The organism is Streptomyces diversicolor, assembly GCF_057537855.1.
The window spans coordinates 1-19,693 of record NZ_BAAJXA010000063.1 but is presented as its reverse complement, the minus strand read 5'-3'; the positions used below and the strand labels follow the sequence as shown (position 1 = coordinate 19,693).

The window sequence follows — 19,693 nt, the reverse complement described above, 5'->3', positions numbered from 1 at the left end:
ACGTGTGTGATGCAAGTCATGATCAGATGTCGGAACTCGCCGCCCTTTCGGCTCGACTACTGGAGCGGTACGGATACAACTGCCATCTCTGCAAGACGGTTCGATGCGACCAGGAAAGGCCGGGCATGGCCGATATTCCGCTGTCACCCCGCCCCGCCGGCGGGACCCTCCGCAGACTGCTGCCCCCTCCCGCGCTCTGCGGCTTCCTGCTCCTGCTCGTCCTGGTGTTCTCGGTGTCCTATGCCGCCGGATCGGCGGCGGGCCCGGTGGCGCCCGGCATCCACGGCAGCGGGGGAACCGGAGGCAGTGGTGGCGGCGATGGCGACAGCGGTGACGGCGGATTGGACGACATGCCGGGCATGAGTCACGGGAGCGGTGAGTGATGGCGGGCGAACCGACGGCGAGCCTCGTGGTCACGGACATCACCGTGGGCGGGATGACCTGTGCGGCCTGTGTCCGGCGGGTGGAGAAGAAGCTCGCCAAGATGGAGGGCGTCACGGCCACGGTCAACCTGGCCACGGGCCTCGCGCGGGTCAGTCACCCGGCCGCTGTCGCGCCCGGGGACCTCGTCAGCGCGGTCGAGCAGGCCGGGTACCAGGCGGCTCTTCCAGTGCCCGAGAACGACGAGGCCCCCGAGGGCGCGGACCCGGCGGGGGCCGACGACGAACGTCGCGAGCGGGAACGGCTGCTGGTCACCGGGTTGTTGGCGGTGCCGGTCCTGGTGCTGTCGATGGTGCCGGCGCTCCAGTTCCGCAACTGGCAGTGGCTGTGCTTCGTGCTGGCCGCCCCGGCCGCGGTGTGGAGCGCCTGGCCCTTCCACATCCGGGCGCTACGGGGACTGCGGCACTCCACGGCCACCATGGACACCCTGGTCTCGCTCGGCGTCGCGGCGTCGTTCGCCTGGTCGGTGTACGCGTTGTTCCTGGGCGGGGCGGGCGCGCCGGGGATGCGGATGTCGTTCACTCTGGTGCCCTCCGCGTCGGAGGGCATGGCGCACCTGTATCTCGAAGCCGCGGTGAGCGTGCCGTTGTTCGTGCTGACCGGACGTTTTCTGGAGGCGCGGGCCCGGCGCGGGACCGGGGCGGCGCTACGGTCGCTGGCCGAGCTGGCGGCCAAGAAGGTGTCCGTACGGGACGGGAACGGCGAGCGGTCGGTGCCCATCGAGCAGCTGCGGGTGGGCCAGATCTTCGTGGTGCGCCCGGGGGAGCGCGCAGCCACCGACGGACGGGTCACGCAGGGCAGTTCGGCGGTGGACCTGTCCCTGGTCACCGGCGAGAGCGAACCCATCGAGGTCTCTCCCGGCTCGGCGCTGATCGGCGGGGTCGTCAATGCCGGCGGGCTGCTGCTCGTCGAGGCCACGGCGGTCGGCGCGGACACCCAGCTGGCCAGGATCACCCGCCTGGTCACGGAGGCGCAGGCCGGCAAGGCACGGGCGCAGCGGCTGGCCGACGCGGTCGCCGGAGTGTTCGTACCCGTCGTGATGGCGATCGCGGTGACCGTCCTCGGGTTCTGGCTCGGCGCCGGAGCCGATCCGCAGGCGGCGCTCACCGCCTGTGTGGCCGTACTCGTGGTGGCCTGTCCCTGCGCGCTGGGCCTCGCGACGCCGACCGCCCTGATGGCCGCCACCGGGCGTGGGGCCCAGCTGGGCGTGCTGGTGAGCGGGCCGCAGACACTGGAGGCCCTTCAGCACGTGGACACCGTCGTCCTGGACAAGACCGGCACCCTGACCACCGGCCACATGACCGTGGCCCGCGTCACCGCGCTGCCGGGCGCGCTCGGCGAGGCGGAGGTGGTGCGGCTGGCGGGGGCCGTGGAGCAGGGCTCCGAGCATCCGATCGGGCGGGCGGTCACCGCGTACGCGCGCCGCAAAGACGCTGACGAACCGCTGCCGGACGTGACGGACTTCGCAGCGGTCCCGGGACACGGGGTCAGCGGCCGTGTGGACGGCCGTATGGTCGAGGTGGGCGCGCCCGACGGCACGCTGCAGCGCGCGCTGGCCAAGGCGCTGGCCGCCGCGGAGGACGCCGCGCACACACCGGTCCTGGTGAAGGTCGACGGCCGGGCCAAGGCGCTCATCGCCGTCGGCGACCTGGTGCGCCCCGGCAGTTACCGGGCCGTGGAACGACTGCGGCGGCTCGGTATCCGCCCGGTGCTGGCCACCGGCGACCGCACGGCACCCGCCGAGGCCGTCGCCGGCGCGCTCGGCATCGACGAAGTGCACGCCCGCTGCACCCCCGAGGACAAGGCCGCCCTGGTACGGGAGCTGAAGGAGGATGGCTACCGGGTCGCGGTGGTCGGCGACGGCGTGAACGACGCTGCCGCGCTCGCCGCCGCCGACCTGGGCATCGCCATGGGCAGCGGCACCGACGTGGCGATCGGCGCGGCCGACCTGACCCTCGCGCGCGGAGACATCGAGGCGCTCGTCGACGCGGTCCGGCTCGCCCGGCGCACGCTGGGCACGATCCGGGCCAACCTGGCGTGGGCCTTCGGCTACAACGTCGTCACCGTGCCGCTCGCCATGGTCGGTCTGCTCGATCCGATGTTCGCAGCTGCCGCCATGTCCTTGAGTTCCGTGCTGGTGGTCGCCAACAGCCTGCGGCTGCGGGGCTGGCAGCCCTCTCCCGCCCGGGCCCGGAGCCACGGCGGGGCGCGGGGCGCGAAGGCCGGTGTGAAGGCCGGTGTCCGGTGAGGCGGATCACGGAGCGGGTGTCCTCGCTGAGGAATCTCGACCGACGGCGGCTGCGGGACAGCGCGCTCGTCGCCCTGGTGCCCGTCGCCGCGTGCAGTGTGGCGCTGGCGGGTCTGACCGCCTGGGTCGGCACAGGGCGGGCGGGCAGCCCGGCGCGCGTCCAGGTCACCGAGGGGAAGGTGCTGCTGCCGTCCGCCGGAGTCCCGGAGACGGCGGCGTTCTTCCACATAGCCAACACGGGCGGCTCGGCCGACACGCTGGTCAGGATCACGGCACGTGATGCCTCCGGCGAGGTGACGCTCTCCCGGCACCGTATGCGGCAGGGGAAGGCGGCCTACCGCTCCGAGATCGACTCCGTCTCCGTCGCCGCGGGCGACACCCTCGCCATGTCGCCGAGCGGGGTGGACCTGACCGTGCCCGTGCCTTCGGAAGGGTGGCGGTCGGGCGACCTCGTCTCGTTCACCCTGGAGTTCCGGCGCAGCGGGCCGGTGAAGTCCCTGGCCGTGGTGGTGAGGCCGGGGACCGTGCCGTTGCAGTAGTCGTCCGTCGCTGTCCCCGAGTTCCCGCCTGCCTGATGTGAGTTGTGTCCCCCCGGTGTCGGTGAGTCGAGGGGGGAGCCCGTACGTACCCTCTGACGACGTTCGAACGCAGGGTGCGAGGGTGAGCGGGCTATGACTGTCCGAGGGTGGTGCCGCACGACGCGGGCCGGTGTGTTCGCCGCCGTCTGAGTGCTCCTCGCCGCCCTCGGTCACGCCACGATGTCGGGACCCCCTGTGCCCTGGTGGGCCATGGCCGCGGGTGCGGCCGGGACCGGTGGGGCCGGCTGGCTGCTGGCCGGGCGGGAGCGCGGCCGGACACTGATCGTCGCGGTCGTGACCGCCGCGCAGGCGGTGCTCCACGAGACCTTCTCCCTGGCGCAGACGCTCGCGTCCGAGCCGGCTGCCGTCCCTCACGCCGGCACTTCCGCGGGCGCGCACTCGATGGACATGGGCTCGATGGGCTCCATGGACATGGGATGCATGGCATGGACATGGGAGTGCACCACGCACGCGACGCACGGCATGAGCGGCCTCAACCACGCCCACGACATGGCCGGCATGGGTGGTACGGCCTCGATCGGTATGTTCGCCGCCCATCTGCTGGCCGCGGTCCTGTGCGGGCTGTGGCTGGCCCACGGCGAGCGAGCCGTCTTCCGCGTCCTGCGGGCGGCGGCGGCCCGGCTGGTGGCGCCCCTGCGGCTGCTGCTGGCCCTGCCCACACCGCTCAGCCGCCCGTCCGGCCTGATGATCCCGCACCTGGTACGGCTGACCATCGGCGCCGACCACCGCCGACTCCTGCCGCTGACCGCCCTGCTGGGCGCCGTCTACCTGGTCCTCGTCGACCTGCTCTCCCGCACTCTCGACCGCCCCAACGAACTGCCGCTGGGCATCCTCACGGCCCTGCTCGGCGCCCCCTTCTTCCTGTGGCTGCTGCGCCGCAACAAGGGCTTGGACTGAACCGAATGAAACTCACCGTCGACGGACTCCACGTCACCCTGGACCGCACCCCGATCCTGCGCGACGTGGGCCTTGAGGCCCGCAAGGGCGACATCGTCGGCCTCGTCGGGCCCAACGGGAGCGGCAAGTCCACCCTGCTGCGCACCGTGTACCGTTCCCTGCGCCCGGCGGACGGGGTGGTCCGGGTCGGGGACGACGACGTCTGGGCCCTGTCCCCCCGGGCCGCCGCACGCCGCACCGCGGCCGTCCTCCAGGACGCGGGCGGCAACACCACCGGTCTGACCGTCACCGAGATCGTCGCCCTCGGCCGCACCCCCCATCATGGTCTGCTCGGCCGCGACGGAGCCGAGGACCACCGGGCCGTGCAGGAGGCCGTCGACCACTGCGGCGTACGGCCCTTCGCGGAGCGCGACTACGCCTCCCTGTCCGGCGGCGAACGCCAACGCGTCCTGCTGGCACGCGCGTTGGCGCAGCGCCCGCAGCTGCTGGTCCTGGACGAGGTCACCAACCACCTCGACATCCGGGCCCGGTTCGAGCTGCTGGACCTGATCCGCGCCACCGGCGTCACCACCCTCGCCGTCCTGCACGATCTCGACCTCGCCGCCCGGCTCTGCGACCACCTGGTCGTCCTGCACCAGGGGGTTGTGGCCACCGCAGGACCGGTGCTGGAGGTGCTGACACCGGAGGTCCTCCGGGACGTCTTCGGCGTCCGGGCGAGCACCGAGCGACACGCCGACGGTGTCATCCGCGTCACCTACGGAGCCCGGCCGCTCGCCGGCGACGGGACGGCCGGCGACGACACCACGGCGGACGGGGAGGGCAGGGCCGCCGAGAGCGCCGTCCGCTGACCGTCCGCCGACGCCTGGTCAGGCAGGATGGTCCTGGCCCATCTACTGGCCGCCGTCGTGTGCGGGCCGTGGCTGTGGCGGGGAGAGACGGCGGCCCACCGGCTCGGAACAGCGCTCGCCGTCACGCTGTTCGCGCCGCTTCGGCGTGCCCGCCGCCTGCTCGCGCGCACCGATTGCGGCGGACGGGCGCTGGTGGTCCGGTGGCCGGACGGCGGCTTTCCCGACGACCCGCCAACCGCGAGTACCGGCCCGGGTTCGCCGCCTCCTTGACCGTCGTCGGCACGATCCCGAGTGCTTGACGCACCGTCCGCACTGGCCAGGACGATCCGCGCACGCTCGGCCAGGACCCCTGCTCAGCCCGCACACGGCGCGACAACTCGATGGACTCCTCCTTGCGAGCACGATCCCGACACCGCATCGGTAGGGCGGTGGCGTTCCTTCCTGGGCCACTGAAGGTGGGTGAGTTTGCGCCAACTCTGTCGTCTATACTGCCGCATGTAAATGATTGTCATTATCGATAAGGAATCCCGTGGACTCTCGGTCGTCGGTCAGTCGGTGCAAGGCCGTCGCCGGTTCGGTGCCGTCAGCGGTGCGAGAGCCGGATCATGGACGTCGTCGAGCTGCTGGTCCTTCTGCGCGGGCTCTTGGCGTCGTCGCGACGTTGGGTGCATTGGCAGCGGGCTCTGCCGTGCTGGCTGTCTCGGTGGGGCCGGTCAGCATTCCGTTGGGTGAGACCGTCAGGGTGCTCGTGGGGGGCCGGCCCAGTGAATCGGCCGCTGTGATCGAGCAGATCCGGTTGCCGCGGGTCCTTGTGGGCCTGTTCGTAGGGGCGGCGCTTGGTGTGGCAGGTGCGGTGATGCAGGCGCTGTTCCGCAACCCGTTGGCCGAACCGGGGGTGCTGGGCGTGTCCAGCGGGGCGGCGGTCGCGGCGGTGACGGCGATCGCGTCGGGTGCGACGGCGGTGGGGGCGTGGGTGCTGCCGTTGGCGGCGTTTCTGGGTGCGTTGGGCGCGCTGGCGTTGGTCTATGGGGTGGCCAGTGTTCGGCGCGATCGATCGGCGTCGACGCTGCTGCTGGTCGGTGTCGCGTTGAGTGCGCTGTTCGGGGCGGTGGTGAGTGCCGTGGTGACGAATGCGAGGGACAGTGACTCGCTGCGGGGCGTCGTGTTCTGGCTCAACGGTGATTTGGTGGCGCGGACGTGGGAGCACGTCTGGATCGTGGCAGCGCCGGTGTCCATGGCAACGATCGCTGTGTTGGTGTTTGCCCGGGATCTGAACGTGATGCTGCTGGGGGAGGCACAGGCGCAGGCCGGCGGGGTGGACGTGGCGCGGGTCCGGCGCTGCCTGCTGGTCTTGTCCGCGGTGCTGACCGGGGCGGCGGTGTCGGTGGCCGGTGTCATCGGTTTCGTCGGACTGGTGGTCCCTCATCTCTTGCGCTTGGTGCTTGGGCCCGATCATCGACTCTTGTTGCCCGGCTCGGCACTGCTCGGCGGGGCAGTCCTGGTACTTGCGGACATCGTTGCTCGGACGCTGTTTTCTCCTGTCGCGTTGCAGACCGGAACGGTGACGGCGCTGCTGGGCGCTCCGGTGTTCCTCGTTCTGGTGCTCCGTAGGCGACGGGTGGCACAGGCGTGACGGGGCTGGCGGCGGAGCGGATCCGTGTCGTTGTTGATGGCAGGGCGATCGTCGATGATGTGACCTTGCGGGTCGAGCCCGGTCAGGTGTTGGGGTTGATCGGGCCGAACGGGGCCGGGAAGTCAACGCTGATGAGGGCATTGGCGGGGGTGACGGCCCCGGCCGGCGGGGATGTGTCGGTCGGCGGTGAGCGGCTTCTGGACATGTCGAGTCGCGCACGCGCCCTGCGGGTGGCATATGTGCCGCAGGACACCATGCTCGATTTCGAGTTCACCGGCCGCGATGTGGTGCTGATGGGTCGTCACCCGCACGTCGGACGGTTCGTGCCCTTGCGTCCACGGGACTACGAGATCGCCGATTCCGCGCTTGCTGAGACCGGGGCGTCCCATTTCGGCAACCAGCCGGTGCCGACCCTTTCCGGCGGGGAACGGCAGCTGTTGCACCTGGCCAAAGCGCTGGCACAGCAGCCGAACGTGCTCCTGCTCGATGAGCCGGTGGCAGCATTGGATCTGCGCCATCAACTGCATGTGTTGAACCTCTTGCGGACACAAGCGCGTGCCGGGCACGGCCTGGCGGTCGTCGCCGTCCTGCACGATCTCGGCCACGCGGCGCGCTTCTGCGATCGTCTGGCACTGCTGGACGAGGGCCGGCTTGTCACCTGCGGGCCGCCGTCGGACGTGCTCACCGAACAGTATCTCGCCGACGTCTACGGGGTGCGGTGCGCCGTGTCCGATGATCCGGCCACGGGATCGTTGCGGGTGACCGCACTGGACGTTCTTGACGAATCCATACCATACCTGCCGAGAAAGTGAAGGACGATGTCTTCGCAGACCACTCTCCGATCCCGCCGCGCCGTGATGTTCGCGTTGCCGGCGCTGGCATTCAGCATCACTGCCTGCAACAGCACGAAGTCTCATCCCGCGCATTCGACAGCGAGTGCGGATACCGGCCCGCGGCGGATCGCGGCATTGTCCAGTGACGTGGCTGACACGCTGGTGCAGTTGGTCGGGCCCGAACGGCTTGTCGTCGTGCCCGAGAGCACGACCAGCAAGACATGGGGCAACCATCCGGACCTGATGGCCAAGGTGCCGCACACCATCACATCGGTGGCGCACATCGACCCTGAGCAAGTGCTGTCCTACGAGCCTGACCTGGTGGTGCTGACCGCGCGGCACGAATCGGAGCAAGACGCTCGGAAAGTACTGGGCGACAGCGGTGTCAAGGTCGTGACGATCGAGAACAACTGGGCCACATTTGACGAGATCGCCGAGAATGTGCGGGCACTTGGCCGCGCGGTGGGAGCCAGGCAACGGGCGAACGAGATCGTGACTGACTTTCGCGCTCGGGTCGCGGCAGTGACCCACGCGGTCTCCCACACGGCAGAGCGGCCGTCGGTGCTGGTGATGACATCACTCGGCCCGCAAAAGCCCTACATACTGGGTTCGGACTCGATCAGTTCGGCGATCGTTCAGGCGGCGGGAGCGGAGCTTGCCGTTGACAGGGCAGGCATCGACACAGGCATGTCGGCTGATCCTGAACTCGTCGTACGCACTGACCCGGACGCGATCGTCCTCCTCAACACCGGCCAGGGCATGAACGACTACCGGCCGCTGCTGGACAACAAGGCAGTGGCGGGTCTGAAGGCCGTCAAAGACGGGCGGATCTTGCTGCTCAACGCCACCGATGCGTCGGCGACAGCAGGGGTGCACGTCACCAAAGGGCTGGAGCAGATCGCCCGGTGGCTGCATCCGGAACGTTTCGGGAAGAAGTCATGACGATGTCTTCGATCATGCCGATTCGGTTGGTGACACTCGGCTTTGAGGCACACAGCGCATTGATCCTGCGGCGCGCCGTCCAGCGGTACGCGGACGAGACCGGGCCGGGGCTGACCTGGACCCGGATGGACAGGTCGGTGTTCGCCGACCCGGGTGAACTTGCCCGGGTGCTTGGTGATGCAGACGTTCTGATGGTGCACGGGGTGCACGACCAGCCCGATGTCGAGACGCTCGTCCGTTCGGTGGCCGGCCGCCCTCAGATGGCTGTCGTGCCGGTCGTGCCGAATGCGTCAGAGGTGACGAGTATGGCTCGGCTGGGCCGTTTCGGCACCGACCCAGACCATACACGGCACAACCTGGCCCTTGCGGCCGGCGCGTCGAGCCGGGTCGGGCGCCCGGTGCCGCCGCGGATCGAGTCGGTGGTGGGCGCCCTGTCCACGTTCGGGCGACAGCTGCCACCGGAGGCGGCGGAACTTCGCGCTCTCGCCAAGGTCAACGAGGCCTTCCGGTTTTTGACGATCGACAACGCCGTCCTCGCGCTGCGCGCACTCGTCGCGGTGCTGCGTGCCGACGGCGGTGCCGGGGAGGCATGGCCGGAGCCGTTGCCAACCAGCGGGTTCTGGCATCCGCGGCTGGAGGTCGCCGCGCGCTGGGACTTGTTCGAACCGGCGCTGCAGGAGTACTGGGCATCCCGCGATGCCGGGGAGCCGCTGGGTCGGGTCGTGCTGGTTGCGACGCCGACCCAGGTGCTCGCCGGCAATGCAGCACATGTGGAAGCCGTGGTCACGGCCCTGGAGGTGCGCGGGATTCAGGCGATCGGCTGGATGGGCACGCTCGAAGCACTGAGCCGCCCGTCGACGATCACGAGCGTGCCCGACATCGACGCCTGGGTGAACCTCAGCGGGCTGACCCTCACAGGCTCACATGGGCAACCCAACATCGACATCGATATCGAGCTGCTACTCGGGCAGAACACCCCACAGCTGGCTCCGGTCCTCTTGTTCCGCCAGACCCTGTCCGACTGGTCCGCCAGCCAGACCGGGCTGACACCGTCACAGGTGGCGATGCACCTGGCCATTCCAGAACTGGAGGGCGGCGCGGTGCCGTTGGTCATCGGCGGCCGGGACCCGGCCACCGACGCCATGGTTCCCGTGCGCGACCACGTCGACCGGCTGGCCGGCACGGTCGCGCGTCAGGTGGCGCTGCGCCGGATGCGTAACGCGGACAAACGCGTCGCGATCGTCATCTTCGGCTATCACGCCGCCCATGGCGTCGTCGGCACCGCCTCACATCTCGACGTGTTCGCCTCACTGCACCGGGTGCTGGTGCGCCTCGCGGAGGCGCGATACACCGTCGAGGTGCCTGAAACGCCCGAAGCGCTGCTGGATCTCGTCGTCACTGACGAGGGAGGTGGCCGGCGCACACAGACCAACATCGCCGACCGCTATCACGCCGCTGACTACGTACGGGCCATGCGAGCCTATGCGGAACGGGCCGAGCCGATGTGGGGCCGCCCGCCCGGCGACGTCGACACCGACGGCATCTCGGTTCAGATCGGTGGGGTGCGGTTGGGGAACATCTTCATCGGAGTGCAGCCGTCGTTCGGTTACGACGAGGACCCGGCCGCGCTGCTCTTCGCCGATCCGCCGGACTCAGCGACGCCCAGCCACAGCTTCATCGCCTTCTACACCTGGATTCACGAGGTGTTCGGAGCGGACGCGCTGTTGCATTTCGGCACCCACGGAGCACTGGAGTTCATGCCAGGCAAGCAGACGGGGCCGGCCCCCGATGATTGGCCCAACCTGCTGGTCCGGGACCTACCGCACTTCTACCTCTATTGCATGAACAACCCGTCGGAGGGGACGATCGCCAAGCGCCGTTCCCATGCGACGCTGGCCAGCTACCTCACCCCACCGTTGGACCGGGCCGGTGCCTACGGCACGCTGGCCGAGATCAGCGACGGTGTGCGCGGCGCGCTCGGCGACGAGGACACCGCGCGACGTGCCACCGCGGCGGCCGGACTGGCGGACCTGGCCCAGCAGGCCCATCTCGACGTCGAACCAGAGCTGGCGGTGCGAGAGCCGGAGACGTATCTGCGCGCGCTGCAGAGCCAGCTGGACGAGGTCGAGCAGGCTCTGATCCCGATCGGCATGCACGTCGTGGACCGAGGTATCGCGCCCGGGGAAGCCCGGGTCCTGCTGCGCGCCGCATGCGACTACGAGCGCCCCGACCAGAACTTGCCCGCGTTGACCGTGGCGCTTGAGCGCGAACTCACCGCCGGGGTCCCGGTCACCCAGCTGCCCCCGGATGACGACGGCCGGGTCGGCGTCGAGGCTCTCCTCACCGAACTGGTCGACGCCGTGGTGCGCGGCGCGGACACGGACCGGGTGCCCGGGTGGCACGGGGTATCGATGACGCCGGCTGATCTCCGGGCACGGTGGTCCGGATTCCTGTCCGACCTGCGGGACCGGCTGGCGACCAACGACGAGGCGGGTGCCCTGCTGCACGCGCTGAACGGGGGATACCTGCGCCCGGGACCAGGCGGTGACCCTGCCCGGCAGCTCGACGCGCTGCCCACCGGCCGCAACACCCACGCGCTCGACCCGTACCAGGTGCCCACCGCGATGGCGATCAGCCGCGGCTGGGCGACGGCGGAGGCACTGCTTGAGAACGTGAAGGAAGCCGACGGCCATTACCCGGACACCGTGGCGCTCGTGCTCTGGGGGATCGACAACATCAAAAGCGGTGGCGAAGCCTGCGCGCAGGCATTCGCCCTGATCGGGGTGGAGCCGGTCGCGGACGCGCTGGGCCGGATGACCCGGTTCCGGGTGATCACGCTGGAGGAGCTGGGCAGGCCACGTGTCGACATCGTCTGCACGGTATCCGGTGTCTTCCGCGACACCCTGCCGACCACCACCGAACTGCTGGACCGCGCCGTCCGCGCAGTCGCGGTACTGGACGAGCCTCTGGAGCAGAACTTCGTGCACGCCCACGCCGTGCAGCATGCCGACGAACTGGGCATCAGCGTCGAGGACGCCGCAACGCGGATCTGGTCGGCCCCGCCGGGGAAATACGGTTCTGGTGTCGACCATGTCGTTGACGCCGGGCAATGGGATGCCGAGGGCGATCTCGGCAACGTCTACACCCGTCGGATGGCCTACGCCTACGGGCACCGGTTGACCGGGGAGAACCGGGAGAAGCTGCTGCGTCGCACGCTCCGTTCGGTGCGGGTCACCTTCCAGAACATCGGCTCCGCCGAGACCTCCCTGGCCGACACCGGTGACTACTTCGAGTTCCTGGGGGGAATCACCGCGGCCGCCGCGGCCGAAGCCGGCGCGCGTCCGCGCGCAATGGTGGCCGACAGCTACGCCGCCCGTCCCACCGTCCGCAGCCTGGACGAGGCGATGCGGTTGGAGTCGCGGACTCGGTTGCTCAACCCGAAGTGGTACGAAGCTCAACTCGAACACGGCTACCAAGGCGTCGCCGCGCTCACCCGCCGGCTGCAGAACACGTTCGGCATGCACGCCACCACCGGCTCGGTCGACGGGTGGATCTTCTCCACCGCGGCTGCGACGTTCCTCTTCGACACCGCGATGCGGCAGCGGATGAGCGAGCTCAATCCGGCGGCGGTGAAGCGCTTCGCCGACCGGCTCCTGGAAGCGCACGAACGAGGACTCTGGGACGCCGACGAGAGCGAGGTGAAGGAACTTGAGCAACTCGCCGACCGCCTCGACGACGCACTCGAAGGCATCGACAACGTCGGTTCATGACACGACAAGAGGAAAGGGCTGGACAAGGATGAACCCAGTGTTCCCGTTCACAGCGATCCTGGGGCAGGACGAGCTGAAACGGGCGTTGCTGTTGAACGCCGTAGACCCGCGGGTTTCCGGATTGCTTGCCCTGGGAGACCGTGGCACCGCGAAATCGACAACCGTCCGTTCACTCGGCGCGTTGCTGGAACTGGCCGGCATTACCGCCCCCGTGGTCGATCTGCCGCTCGGCGCCACCGAAGACCGGGTGGTGGGCTCCCTTGACCTCGATGTGGCGCTGACCCAGGGACGCCGCGAGTTCGCCCCAGGGCTGCTCGCCGAAGCGCACGGAGGTTTCCTGTACGTCGACGAGGTGAACCTGCTCGACGACTATCTGGTCGACCTTCTCCTCGATGTCGCAGCCAGCGGAATCAACCACGTCCAGCGCGATGGCCTCTCGGTCCGGCACGAGGCCGACTTCGTGCTCGTGGGCTCGGGCAATCCAGAAGAAGGCGACCTACGCCCCCAACTGGAAGATCGGTTCGGGCTGTCCACGCATGTCCGCACCATCGCCGACCCACAGGTCCGCACCGAGATCGTGCGCCGAAGACTGGCCTTCGACGCCGATCCGTCCGGCTTCACCGCCCGATACAAGGCCACCCAACACGACCTTGCCGAACGCGTACGGCTCGCCCGCAAACACGTGGACGACATCGAACTTCCTGAACGGGTACTGGACAAGGCGGTGCAGATCTGCATCGCATCCGGAGCGGTGGGACACCGTGCCGAGGTGGTCCTCGTTCGCGCCGCCCGCGCACACGCCGCCTTTCGCACCGATCCATCCGGCAAGGGAAGACAGGCCCGCCAGGTGACCGACGGCGACCTGAGCATGGTTGCGCTGCTCAGCCTGCGGCACCGAGTACATCGCGAACCGTTCGACGACCCCGGCACCATCGACACACGACTCCGTGACATCGTCGACACAGTGTTGACATGACAAGCCGCACTCACCTGCCACAGGTCAGGGCACACCGCAACGCCGACCCCACCATGCCTTCGGACACCGACCCGCTCACCAGCCTCGAACCCGCCGCTTGCGCCGTCGTGCGAGCCTGGCTGAACGGCGGCCGGTTCGGACTGCTCCTGGCGGGCGACTCCTGGCATCGAGAACACCTCTGGCGCCATCTCGCCGCCACCCTCCAGCCCACACCCGCCGTACTCGGGCCGGGAACCGAACCAGCCGCCCTGCACGGCGGCATCCGCTGGCCCTTCGAAGACACGGCCCCGCCCGGGCTCCTCGAACGAGCGGCCACCGCCCTACTCGTACCCGCGCCGGAAACGGTCGATCCGGCCGTCATCGCCGCAGCCGCTCGCTGCCCGCGGATCCTCGCGTCCGCTGCGTCGCTCGACGACGTGTCAGAAGCCCTCGCCAGACGGCTGACCGCCGTCGTCATGCTCGGCACGGGCAACCAAAACACCGCAGAGCCCACGGCCGGCACTCTTGGCGAACCGTGCAAGGCGCCCGACCCGGCCGATGTGGTGAACGAACTCAACGCCTACGGACTCCTCGACCACGGGCTGGACGTGGACACAACCCGCCTGGCCATCGACGTCGCCGCTCACGGTGCCGAGCCGCTCGAAGTCGTCCGCCGCTATGTCTGCGAACCACGTGGCGCGGACATGGCACTGCCACCCCCGCCCCATCCCGCCGACGCATCCCATCAGGAACAACCGGCCGAGGAAGATCACCACGATCAACCCGGCGAAGACCAAGCCCGAGACGACCAACCCCGGGCAGACGGCGGCGAAAGCGAACCGAACTCAGCGGCGGACACCCATGAGAGCGAACAGCCGGCGCAGGAACCGCAGGCGCTACCGACGCCGCAACAGCGGCCGGCATCACGCGAACGCCGGGCGGCCCGCCGCTATCTGGAAGGTCGCCGCGGCAGGCCCCAAGACAACCCGCGACGTGGACGTGCCCACCGCGTCGTGACCGCCGACCGCGCAGCCGGACGTCTCGCGCTCCTCCCCACCATCCAAGCGGCCGCACCATGGCAACCCATCAGAAGACACCAACCGCGACCGTCCGGGGACAACCCGGCCAGTACTGACCGAATGGTGATCCGTCCCGAAGACCTACGAGGCCACATGCGCCGCCGCCGCGGAGGCCGGGTCGTGCTCATCGTCGTCGACGCATCAGGTTCGATGGCCCAACGAGCCATCCGCACGGCCAAAGGCCATGCGATGTCCGTGCTCGACCAGGTCTACCGCGAACGGGCTCACGTGGGCATCATCGTCGTCCGCGGCCAACAGGCAACAATGGGATTGCCGCTCACACGAAGCACCACCCGCGCCCGGGCATCACTACGTGCCCTGCCCACCGGAGGCGGCACCCCACTCGCGTCCGGGCTGATGCTCGCCGCGCGGCTCGCGCGGCAGTATGAGCCAGGACAGGTCGAGACCCTCCTCATCACCGACGGCCGCGCAAACGTCGGGATCGCGGGCAATCCCCGCGAAGACGCTGAAAGAGCAGCCGGGCTGTTGAAGGCTGCCTGCGAGACTGTTCGTGTGATCGACCCAACGCCGCGCCAGGCACGCACCGCCTGGCTCACTGACATCTTTGACACCAGCTGAGCTCTTGAGCTGCCCTGGGCTGGGGCTGGCCGCGCGGTCCGGCCTGGGGCTGGAGAACGTCCACCGCAAGCTGGGCTGGGTGGAGGTCGGCCGATGACCGGGGCAGTGCGGGTGGCCACCGGTAACGACCGCGACGGCATCCTGATGAGCCGCGCCCTCTGACAGCCATCCGCGACCTGGTCGGGAGTTGCCCCTGTGGGTTCGAGGGCGCGCAGGCCGCGCGGATGAGTCCTTGACCGCCAGTAGGCCTGAACTGTCGCCGGGCGGGGCTTGCCACAGCGCCTGCGCGGAAGGCTCCGTCCGCCACCTTGATCCACACCGCGTCTCCTCGGCGGCGATACCGGGTTGACCTCAAGCTGGCTTGAGGATGCACGGTGGGTGGCGTACTCGGGGCCGAGGAGGCGCGGCCCGGAAGCTGGTTGAGAGGGGGATCGAAAAACTACGCTGAGACATCCAATGAGTGGATGAAACCGGGAGCGGGACATGCGCGAGGTGACGCGGGCGTCGCTGGTCGACCAGGCCATCGAGCAGATTCGCGAGGGCATCAGGCGGGGACAGTGGCCGGTCGGCGACCGGATCCCGCCCGAGAGCGAGTTGATCGCGGCTCTGGGAGTGGCTCGGAACACGATGCGCGAAGCGGTACGGGCACTGGCTCACGCCGGCGTGCTCGAAGTCCGGCACGGCGACGGCACGTACGTGCGCGCCCGTAACGAGACGGAGGGCCTGCTGATGCGCCGTCTGAGCCTGGCCGACCTGCTCGACGTACTCGTGGTGAGGCGCGGCCTGGAAGTGGAGGCGGCCCGTCAGGCAGCCGAGCGGCGCAACGAGGACGACATCCTGCGGCTCGGTGAACTGGCGGAGCACGCTTCCCTTGGCGGGACCCCGGATGCCGCCGTCGTGCGCGCGATGACGTTCCACAGGACAGTCGTCGAACTCTCGCACAACCCCGTGCTGATCGACCTCTACAACGCGCTGTCCTCCGCCACCGCCGCCGGCATGCGGCGCGCTACGGAGGACTCCGAACTGCCCGACTTCGACGGCGACGCACACGCCGCCCTGCACGCGGCCATCGCGGCAGGAGACCAGGCGAAGGCGGCCACCGAGGCGGCCCACCACATAGACATCGTCATCGACCGAGTGCGTGAGCGCTTGAGGAGTACCACACCATGAGTCAACTGAGCGGACCGCCGGGCGCCATCACCGCCCCGACCGCCGAGGCGGACGAGCGCCGACCGGGAACCGGCCCGCTGCTGGTGGCCGCGTTCGTCTTGCTGAGCCTGAACCTGCGGATCGTCTTCGGCGGGCCGGGGCCACTCATCCCCAGCCTGGGCATCAGCCACGCGGAGGCAACCGTCCTGACCACGCTTCCCCCTTTGTGCATGGGCCTGTTCGCACCCTTCGGAACGGTGCTGCGCGGCAGGATGGGCGAGGAACGCGCCCTGTTCGGCGCCATGGCCGTGCTCACGGCCGGGATCATCATCCGTTCGATCGGTGAAGTGGGGCTGTTCACCGGCACGGTGGTGGCCGCCATAGGCGTCGCCGTCCTCAACGTGATTACGCCCGTGCTGGTGCGCAAGCGCTTCCCGCCGCAGCGCATCGGCGTGATGATGGGCGTGTACGCCATGATGATGGGCGGCGGCGCCGCCACCATAGCCGCACTGTCCGAGCCCATCTACCGCGCCTCCGGGAACTCGTCGTCGATCGCACTCGGCGTGGCCGTGTTGCCGGCCGTCCTGGCGCTGGCGGCACTCGCCACACAGCTGGGTGTCCGGCCTGACAGCAACAGTCCCGGCGGCGCGGTGAAGTGGACCGGCCTGTTGCGCAGCGGCACGGCATGGAGCGTGACCGCGTTCTTCGGCATCCAGTCGCTGCTGTTCTACGCCGTCTTCTCCTGGCTGCCGACCATTTACGTCGACAAGGGCGCGGACCGGACCACCGCCGGCATCTACCTGTCGATCTGCGCCGTCTTCGTCTCGGTCGGCGGCTTCTTCGGTCCCAGCCTCGCGGGCCGACGGCGCGATCAGCGCCTGCACGTCGCGGCCACCGCGGCACTGTGCTGTGTCGGCGTTGCCGGAGTGCTGCTCGCGCCCGAAGCCACGGCCCCGCTGTGGGTGGTGCTCCTCGGCGTCGGCCTCGGCGCGGGGCAGGGCATTCCGGGCGTACTCTACGTGGCCCGGACCCAGGACGGCCCGCGGGCGGCCCAACTGTCCGGCATGGCCCAGACGGTGGGCTATGTGATAGCCGCAGCCGGTCCACTGCTCACGGCGGCCCTCTATTCGGTCAGTGGTTCCTGGACGCTTCCGTTGACGGCGTTGATGGTGTTGATGGTGGTGAATGTGGTGGTCAGCCTTCCCGCCGGCAGCGACCGAGCCGTCGCCTGACCCGTCAGCCTGCATGTGCCGATGGCACACGCCATGGTCGAACCGTCGTCGGTCCCGCCTCTTCCCCCGGGCAGGGCCGGCGACCCCCCCGCGCCCCGCATGGCCGGATCCGGGGGGCGGCCGCAGAGCCACCCCGATGGGATGTTGCCTGCCCTGACCAAGGCAACGTAGTCTCCGTCGCGCACCGGGAAGGCCGGACAAGTTACCGGTCCCTGACCAAGCACGCGCTCGCACTCGCCGCACGCCTGAGAGCGAAGGGCGTGGGACCCGGCGATGTCGTGGCGGTGAACCTGCCCAACGGCCGGCACGCCTGCGCCGCCGACCTCGCGGTCGCCGCGCTCGGAGCCGTCGTGCTCCCTTATCCGGTAGGGCGCAAGAAGCGCGAGACCCTGTCCCTGCTGCGCCGCTCCGGCGCCCGGTCGGCGATCGTCACACGACATGTCGGCGACATCGACTACGCCGAGCTGCTGTGCTCCTTACGGTCCCAACTAGCATGCCTGAAGAGCGTGTTCGTGCTCGGGGAGACCGCCCCGGGCACCGAGTCGTTGGACGATGCCCTCTCCGGCCCTCCGGACGAGATGGATCTGCCACAGGTGGATCCCGACGGTCCCGCCCGCATCATGGCGTCCTCCGGGTCCGAATCGGAACCCAAACTCGTCCTGTACTCGCACAACGCCCTCGTCGGCGGTCAGACCCCCTATCTGACGGCTCTCGGCGATGACGGCGCGGGCCACCCGCCCCGGTTCATGTTCTGCGTCCCGCTCTCCTCGCCCTTCGGTTCGTTCGGCACATCCTGCACCCTCGCCGCGATGGGCGCGACCCTGGTCACCGTGGACCGGTTCGAGCCGCAAGCGGTACTGGAGGCGGCGCGCATCCACCGGCCCACGCACCTGTTCGTCTCCCCGGCGATGCTGGAGATGCTCATCGCCGCACCCCGACTCGGGACCGCCGGGACCGGCCGGGCCCTGGGGGAGTCGCTGCGCGCCGTGGTGTGCGGCGGGGCGACCGTGCACGCAGACATGGTCCGCCGCTGCGAGGAACTGTTCGGGGCGGTCTTCATCCATTCGTACGGCTCGGCCGACGGTGTGTGCTGCCACACCGAGCAGGACGACGACTTCACCACCAAAGTGGAGACCTCCGGCCGTCCCGATCCTCGGGTGATCGACCTGCGCATCGTCGACGACGACGGCGCCGACCTGCCCACCGGCACCCCCGGCGAGATCTACGCCAGAGGGCCGATGTCGCCGATGTGCTATTACGACGCGCCTGAACTCGACCAGCGCTACCGCGCCCAGGACGGCTGGACGCGCACCGGCGACATCGGCTTCCTCGACAGGGACGGTCGCCTCCATGTCACCGGACGCAAGAAGGACGTCATCAACCGGGGCGGCTACAAGATCAGTGTCGCCGAACTGGAAGAAGTACTTCACCTGCATCCGGCGGTGCGCTCAGCCGCCGTCTTCGGCATCCCCGACGAACGCCTCGGCGAACGCGTCTCGGCATGTGTCGTCCTTCATGACCCGGGCACCCCGCTCGACCTGGACGCACTGTGCCGCTATCTGCGCGACGAGGCAGGGCTGGAGACCAGTAAAATGCCGGAACACCTGATCGCCTTGAGCGAGTTCCCACTCACCCCCGCCGGCAAGGTCGACAAGCACGCGCTGCGTTCCACCGTGCTGGCGGGCCGGGCCGGCTGAACTCCCGTCCGCTGCTCTGCCGCCTTCCCGGGCCCCGCAGGGCTCTCAGCGTCCGCCGATCATGGCCGCCCGCACCGACCCTCCTGGGCTCGCCCTCACACGAACGGGGTCTTCCCTTGCCCGCACACCCAGACGTTCCCGCTTCCTCCGCATCACGCTCTCTCACCGCCCAGCCCGTCATGGATCTGCTCGTCGGTGTCGAGCGGGCCGGAGTGCTGCGGGCCGGAGTGGAACTGGGCGTGTTCGACGCCCTGGCCGACACCCCCCTGACCGCTGCCGAGACCTCCGTCCGTATCAAGGCCCATGAGCGCGGCACCGGTGTCCTGCTGGAAGCGCTCGCCGCGTTGGGGCTGCTCACCGCGGTCGTCGCACCTGCGGCGACCGTGCGCTACGCGCTGACCGGGACAACCCGCCGCTTCCTGGTCAGCACCGCGCCGAACTACCTCGGCGGCCTCACCAAGGTCTACACCGGCGACTTCGTACTGGAGTCCGTCAAGAACCTGGCAGGTGCCGTACGGGCCGGCCGCACCACCCTCCCGGACGGTGTCGACATCGCGGAGCACCCGTACTGGCGCGAGTTCGCCGAAGGCATCACGGCCACCAGCCGGGCCACCGCCCGCCATGTCACCGAACTGCTGGAGAACTGGGCGGCAGAGCGCCCGACGCTGCACATCCTGGATGTCGCCTGCGGAAACGGAATCCAGTCCCTCACCCTCGCCCGGCGCTTCCCACGGGCCAGGGTCGATGCCCTCGACCGGCCGTCGGTCCTCGACGTCACACGCCGTACGGCC

Annotated in this window: 15 protein-coding genes; all 15 read left to right on the top strand. The window is 69.6% G+C overall.

Annotated elements, in window-relative coordinates; translation table 11 throughout:
• Positions 1-125: 125 nt before the first annotated feature.
• On the top strand, positions 126-383 hold the full coding sequence (locus AC27LF_RS41975) for a hypothetical protein (RefSeq protein ID WP_479664514.1): 258 nt from the start codon (positions 126-128) through the stop codon (positions 381-383).
• Positions 383-2,689 carry a heavy metal translocating P-type ATPase gene (locus AC27LF_RS41970; protein ID WP_479664515.1) on the top strand — a complete coding sequence of 769 codons (2,307 nt, stop codon included), beginning with the start codon at positions 383-385 and terminating at the stop codon, positions 2,687-2,689. Before AC27LF_RS41975 ends, AC27LF_RS41970 begins: the two co-directional genes overlap by 1 nt.
• Positions 2,686-3,228, top strand: coding sequence for a copper chaperone PCu(A)C (locus AC27LF_RS41965; protein ID WP_479664516.1), 543 nt, complete (start codon positions 2,686-2,688; stop codon positions 3,226-3,228). The genes AC27LF_RS41970 and AC27LF_RS41965 overlap by 4 nt, the downstream gene beginning before the upstream one ends.
• A gap of 219 nt (positions 3,229-3,447) precedes the next feature.
• Positions 3,448-4,185 (top strand): iron chelate uptake ABC transporter family permease subunit, encoded by a 738-nt coding sequence (locus tag AC27LF_RS41960; RefSeq protein WP_479664517.1) that lies wholly within the window; start codon positions 3,448-3,450, stop codon positions 4,183-4,185.
• Between the two features lie 5 nt (positions 4,186-4,190).
• Positions 4,191-5,033 carry an ABC transporter ATP-binding protein gene (locus AC27LF_RS41955; RefSeq protein ID WP_479664518.1) on the top strand — a complete coding sequence of 281 codons (843 nt, stop codon included), beginning with the start codon at positions 4,191-4,193 and terminating at the stop codon, positions 5,031-5,033.
• A 529-nt stretch (positions 5,034-5,562) separates the two neighbouring features.
• Positions 5,563-6,666, top strand: a complete 1,104-nt coding sequence (locus tag AC27LF_RS41950) for a FecCD family ABC transporter permease (protein ID WP_487231295.1) — start codon at positions 5,563-5,565, stop codon at positions 6,664-6,666.
• Positions 6,663-7,478 (top strand): ABC transporter ATP-binding protein, encoded by an 816-nt coding sequence (locus AC27LF_RS41945; RefSeq protein ID WP_479664520.1) that lies wholly within the window; start codon positions 6,663-6,665, stop codon positions 7,476-7,478. Before AC27LF_RS41950 ends, AC27LF_RS41945 begins: the two co-directional genes overlap by 4 nt.
• Positions 7,479-7,484: 6 nt before the next feature.
• Positions 7,485-8,441, top strand: coding sequence for an ABC transporter substrate-binding protein (locus AC27LF_RS41940; protein ID WP_479664521.1), 957 nt, complete (start codon positions 7,485-7,487; stop codon positions 8,439-8,441).
• A gap of 2 nt (positions 8,442-8,443) precedes the next feature.
• Positions 8,444-12,211 (top strand): magnesium chelatase subunit H, encoded by a 3,768-nt coding sequence (bchH, locus tag AC27LF_RS41935; protein ID WP_487231294.1) that lies wholly within the window; start codon positions 8,444-8,446, stop codon positions 12,209-12,211.
• Positions 12,212-12,239: 28 nt separating this feature from the next.
• A complete protein-coding gene (locus AC27LF_RS41930; protein WP_479664523.1) occupies positions 12,240-13,187 on the top strand; it encodes a magnesium chelatase ATPase subunit I in 948 nt (315 codons plus the stop codon).
• Positions 13,184-14,824, top strand: coding sequence for a VWA domain-containing protein (locus AC27LF_RS41925; RefSeq protein ID WP_479664524.1), 1,641 nt, complete (start codon positions 13,184-13,186; stop codon positions 14,822-14,824). The genes AC27LF_RS41930 and AC27LF_RS41925 overlap by 4 nt, the downstream gene beginning before the upstream one ends.
• A gap of 483 nt (positions 14,825-15,307) precedes the next feature.
• A complete protein-coding gene (locus tag AC27LF_RS41920; protein ID WP_479664525.1) occupies positions 15,308-15,994 on the top strand; it encodes a FadR/GntR family transcriptional regulator in 687 nt (228 codons plus the stop codon).
• On the top strand, positions 15,991-17,205 hold the full coding sequence (locus AC27LF_RS41915; RefSeq protein WP_479664526.1) for an MFS transporter: 1,215 nt from the start codon (positions 15,991-15,993) through the stop codon (positions 17,203-17,205). The genes AC27LF_RS41920 and AC27LF_RS41915 overlap by 4 nt, the downstream gene beginning before the upstream one ends.
• Positions 17,115-18,902, top strand: a complete 1,788-nt coding sequence (locus AC27LF_RS41910) for a class I adenylate-forming enzyme family protein (RefSeq protein WP_487231297.1) — start codon at positions 17,115-17,117, stop codon at positions 18,900-18,902. Before AC27LF_RS41915 ends, AC27LF_RS41910 begins: the two co-directional genes overlap by 91 nt.
• Before the next feature lie 179 nt (positions 18,903-19,081).
• Positions 19,082-19,693: methyltransferase family protein (locus AC27LF_RS41905; RefSeq protein WP_479664527.1), on the top strand; the 612-nt coding region annotated here is incomplete at its 3' end.

What these genes read in the sequence shown, in the direction of transcription:
- AC27LF_RS41975 (WP_479664514.1), top strand. Translation starts at nt 126, where the DNA reads ATGGCCGATATTCCGCTGTCACCCCGCCCCGCCGGCGGGACCCTCCGC.
- AC27LF_RS41970 (WP_479664515.1), top strand. Translation starts at nt 383, where the DNA reads ATGGCGGGCGAACCGACGGCGAGCCTCGTGGTCACGGACATCACCGTG.
- AC27LF_RS41960 (WP_479664517.1), top strand. Translation starts at nt 3,448, where the DNA reads ATGTCGGGACCCCCTGTGCCCTGGTGGGCCATGGCCGCGGGTGCGGCC.
- AC27LF_RS41955 (WP_479664518.1), top strand. Translation starts at nt 4,191, where the DNA reads ATGAAACTCACCGTCGACGGACTCCACGTCACCCTGGACCGCACCCCG.
- AC27LF_RS41940 (WP_479664521.1), top strand. Translation starts at nt 7,485, where the DNA reads ATGTCTTCGCAGACCACTCTCCGATCCCGCCGCGCCGTGATGTTCGCG.
- bchH (WP_487231294.1), top strand. Translation starts at nt 8,444, where the DNA reads ATGTCTTCGATCATGCCGATTCGGTTGGTGACACTCGGCTTTGAGGCA.
- AC27LF_RS41930 (WP_479664523.1), top strand. Translation starts at nt 12,240, where the DNA reads ATGAACCCAGTGTTCCCGTTCACAGCGATCCTGGGGCAGGACGAGCTG.
- AC27LF_RS41925 (WP_479664524.1), top strand. Translation starts at nt 13,184, where the DNA reads ATGACAAGCCGCACTCACCTGCCACAGGTCAGGGCACACCGCAACGCC.
- AC27LF_RS41920 (WP_479664525.1), top strand. Translation starts at nt 15,308, where the DNA reads ATGCGCGAGGTGACGCGGGCGTCGCTGGTCGACCAGGCCATCGAGCAG.
- AC27LF_RS41915 (WP_479664526.1), top strand. Translation starts at nt 15,991, where the DNA reads ATGAGTCAACTGAGCGGACCGCCGGGCGCCATCACCGCCCCGACCGCC.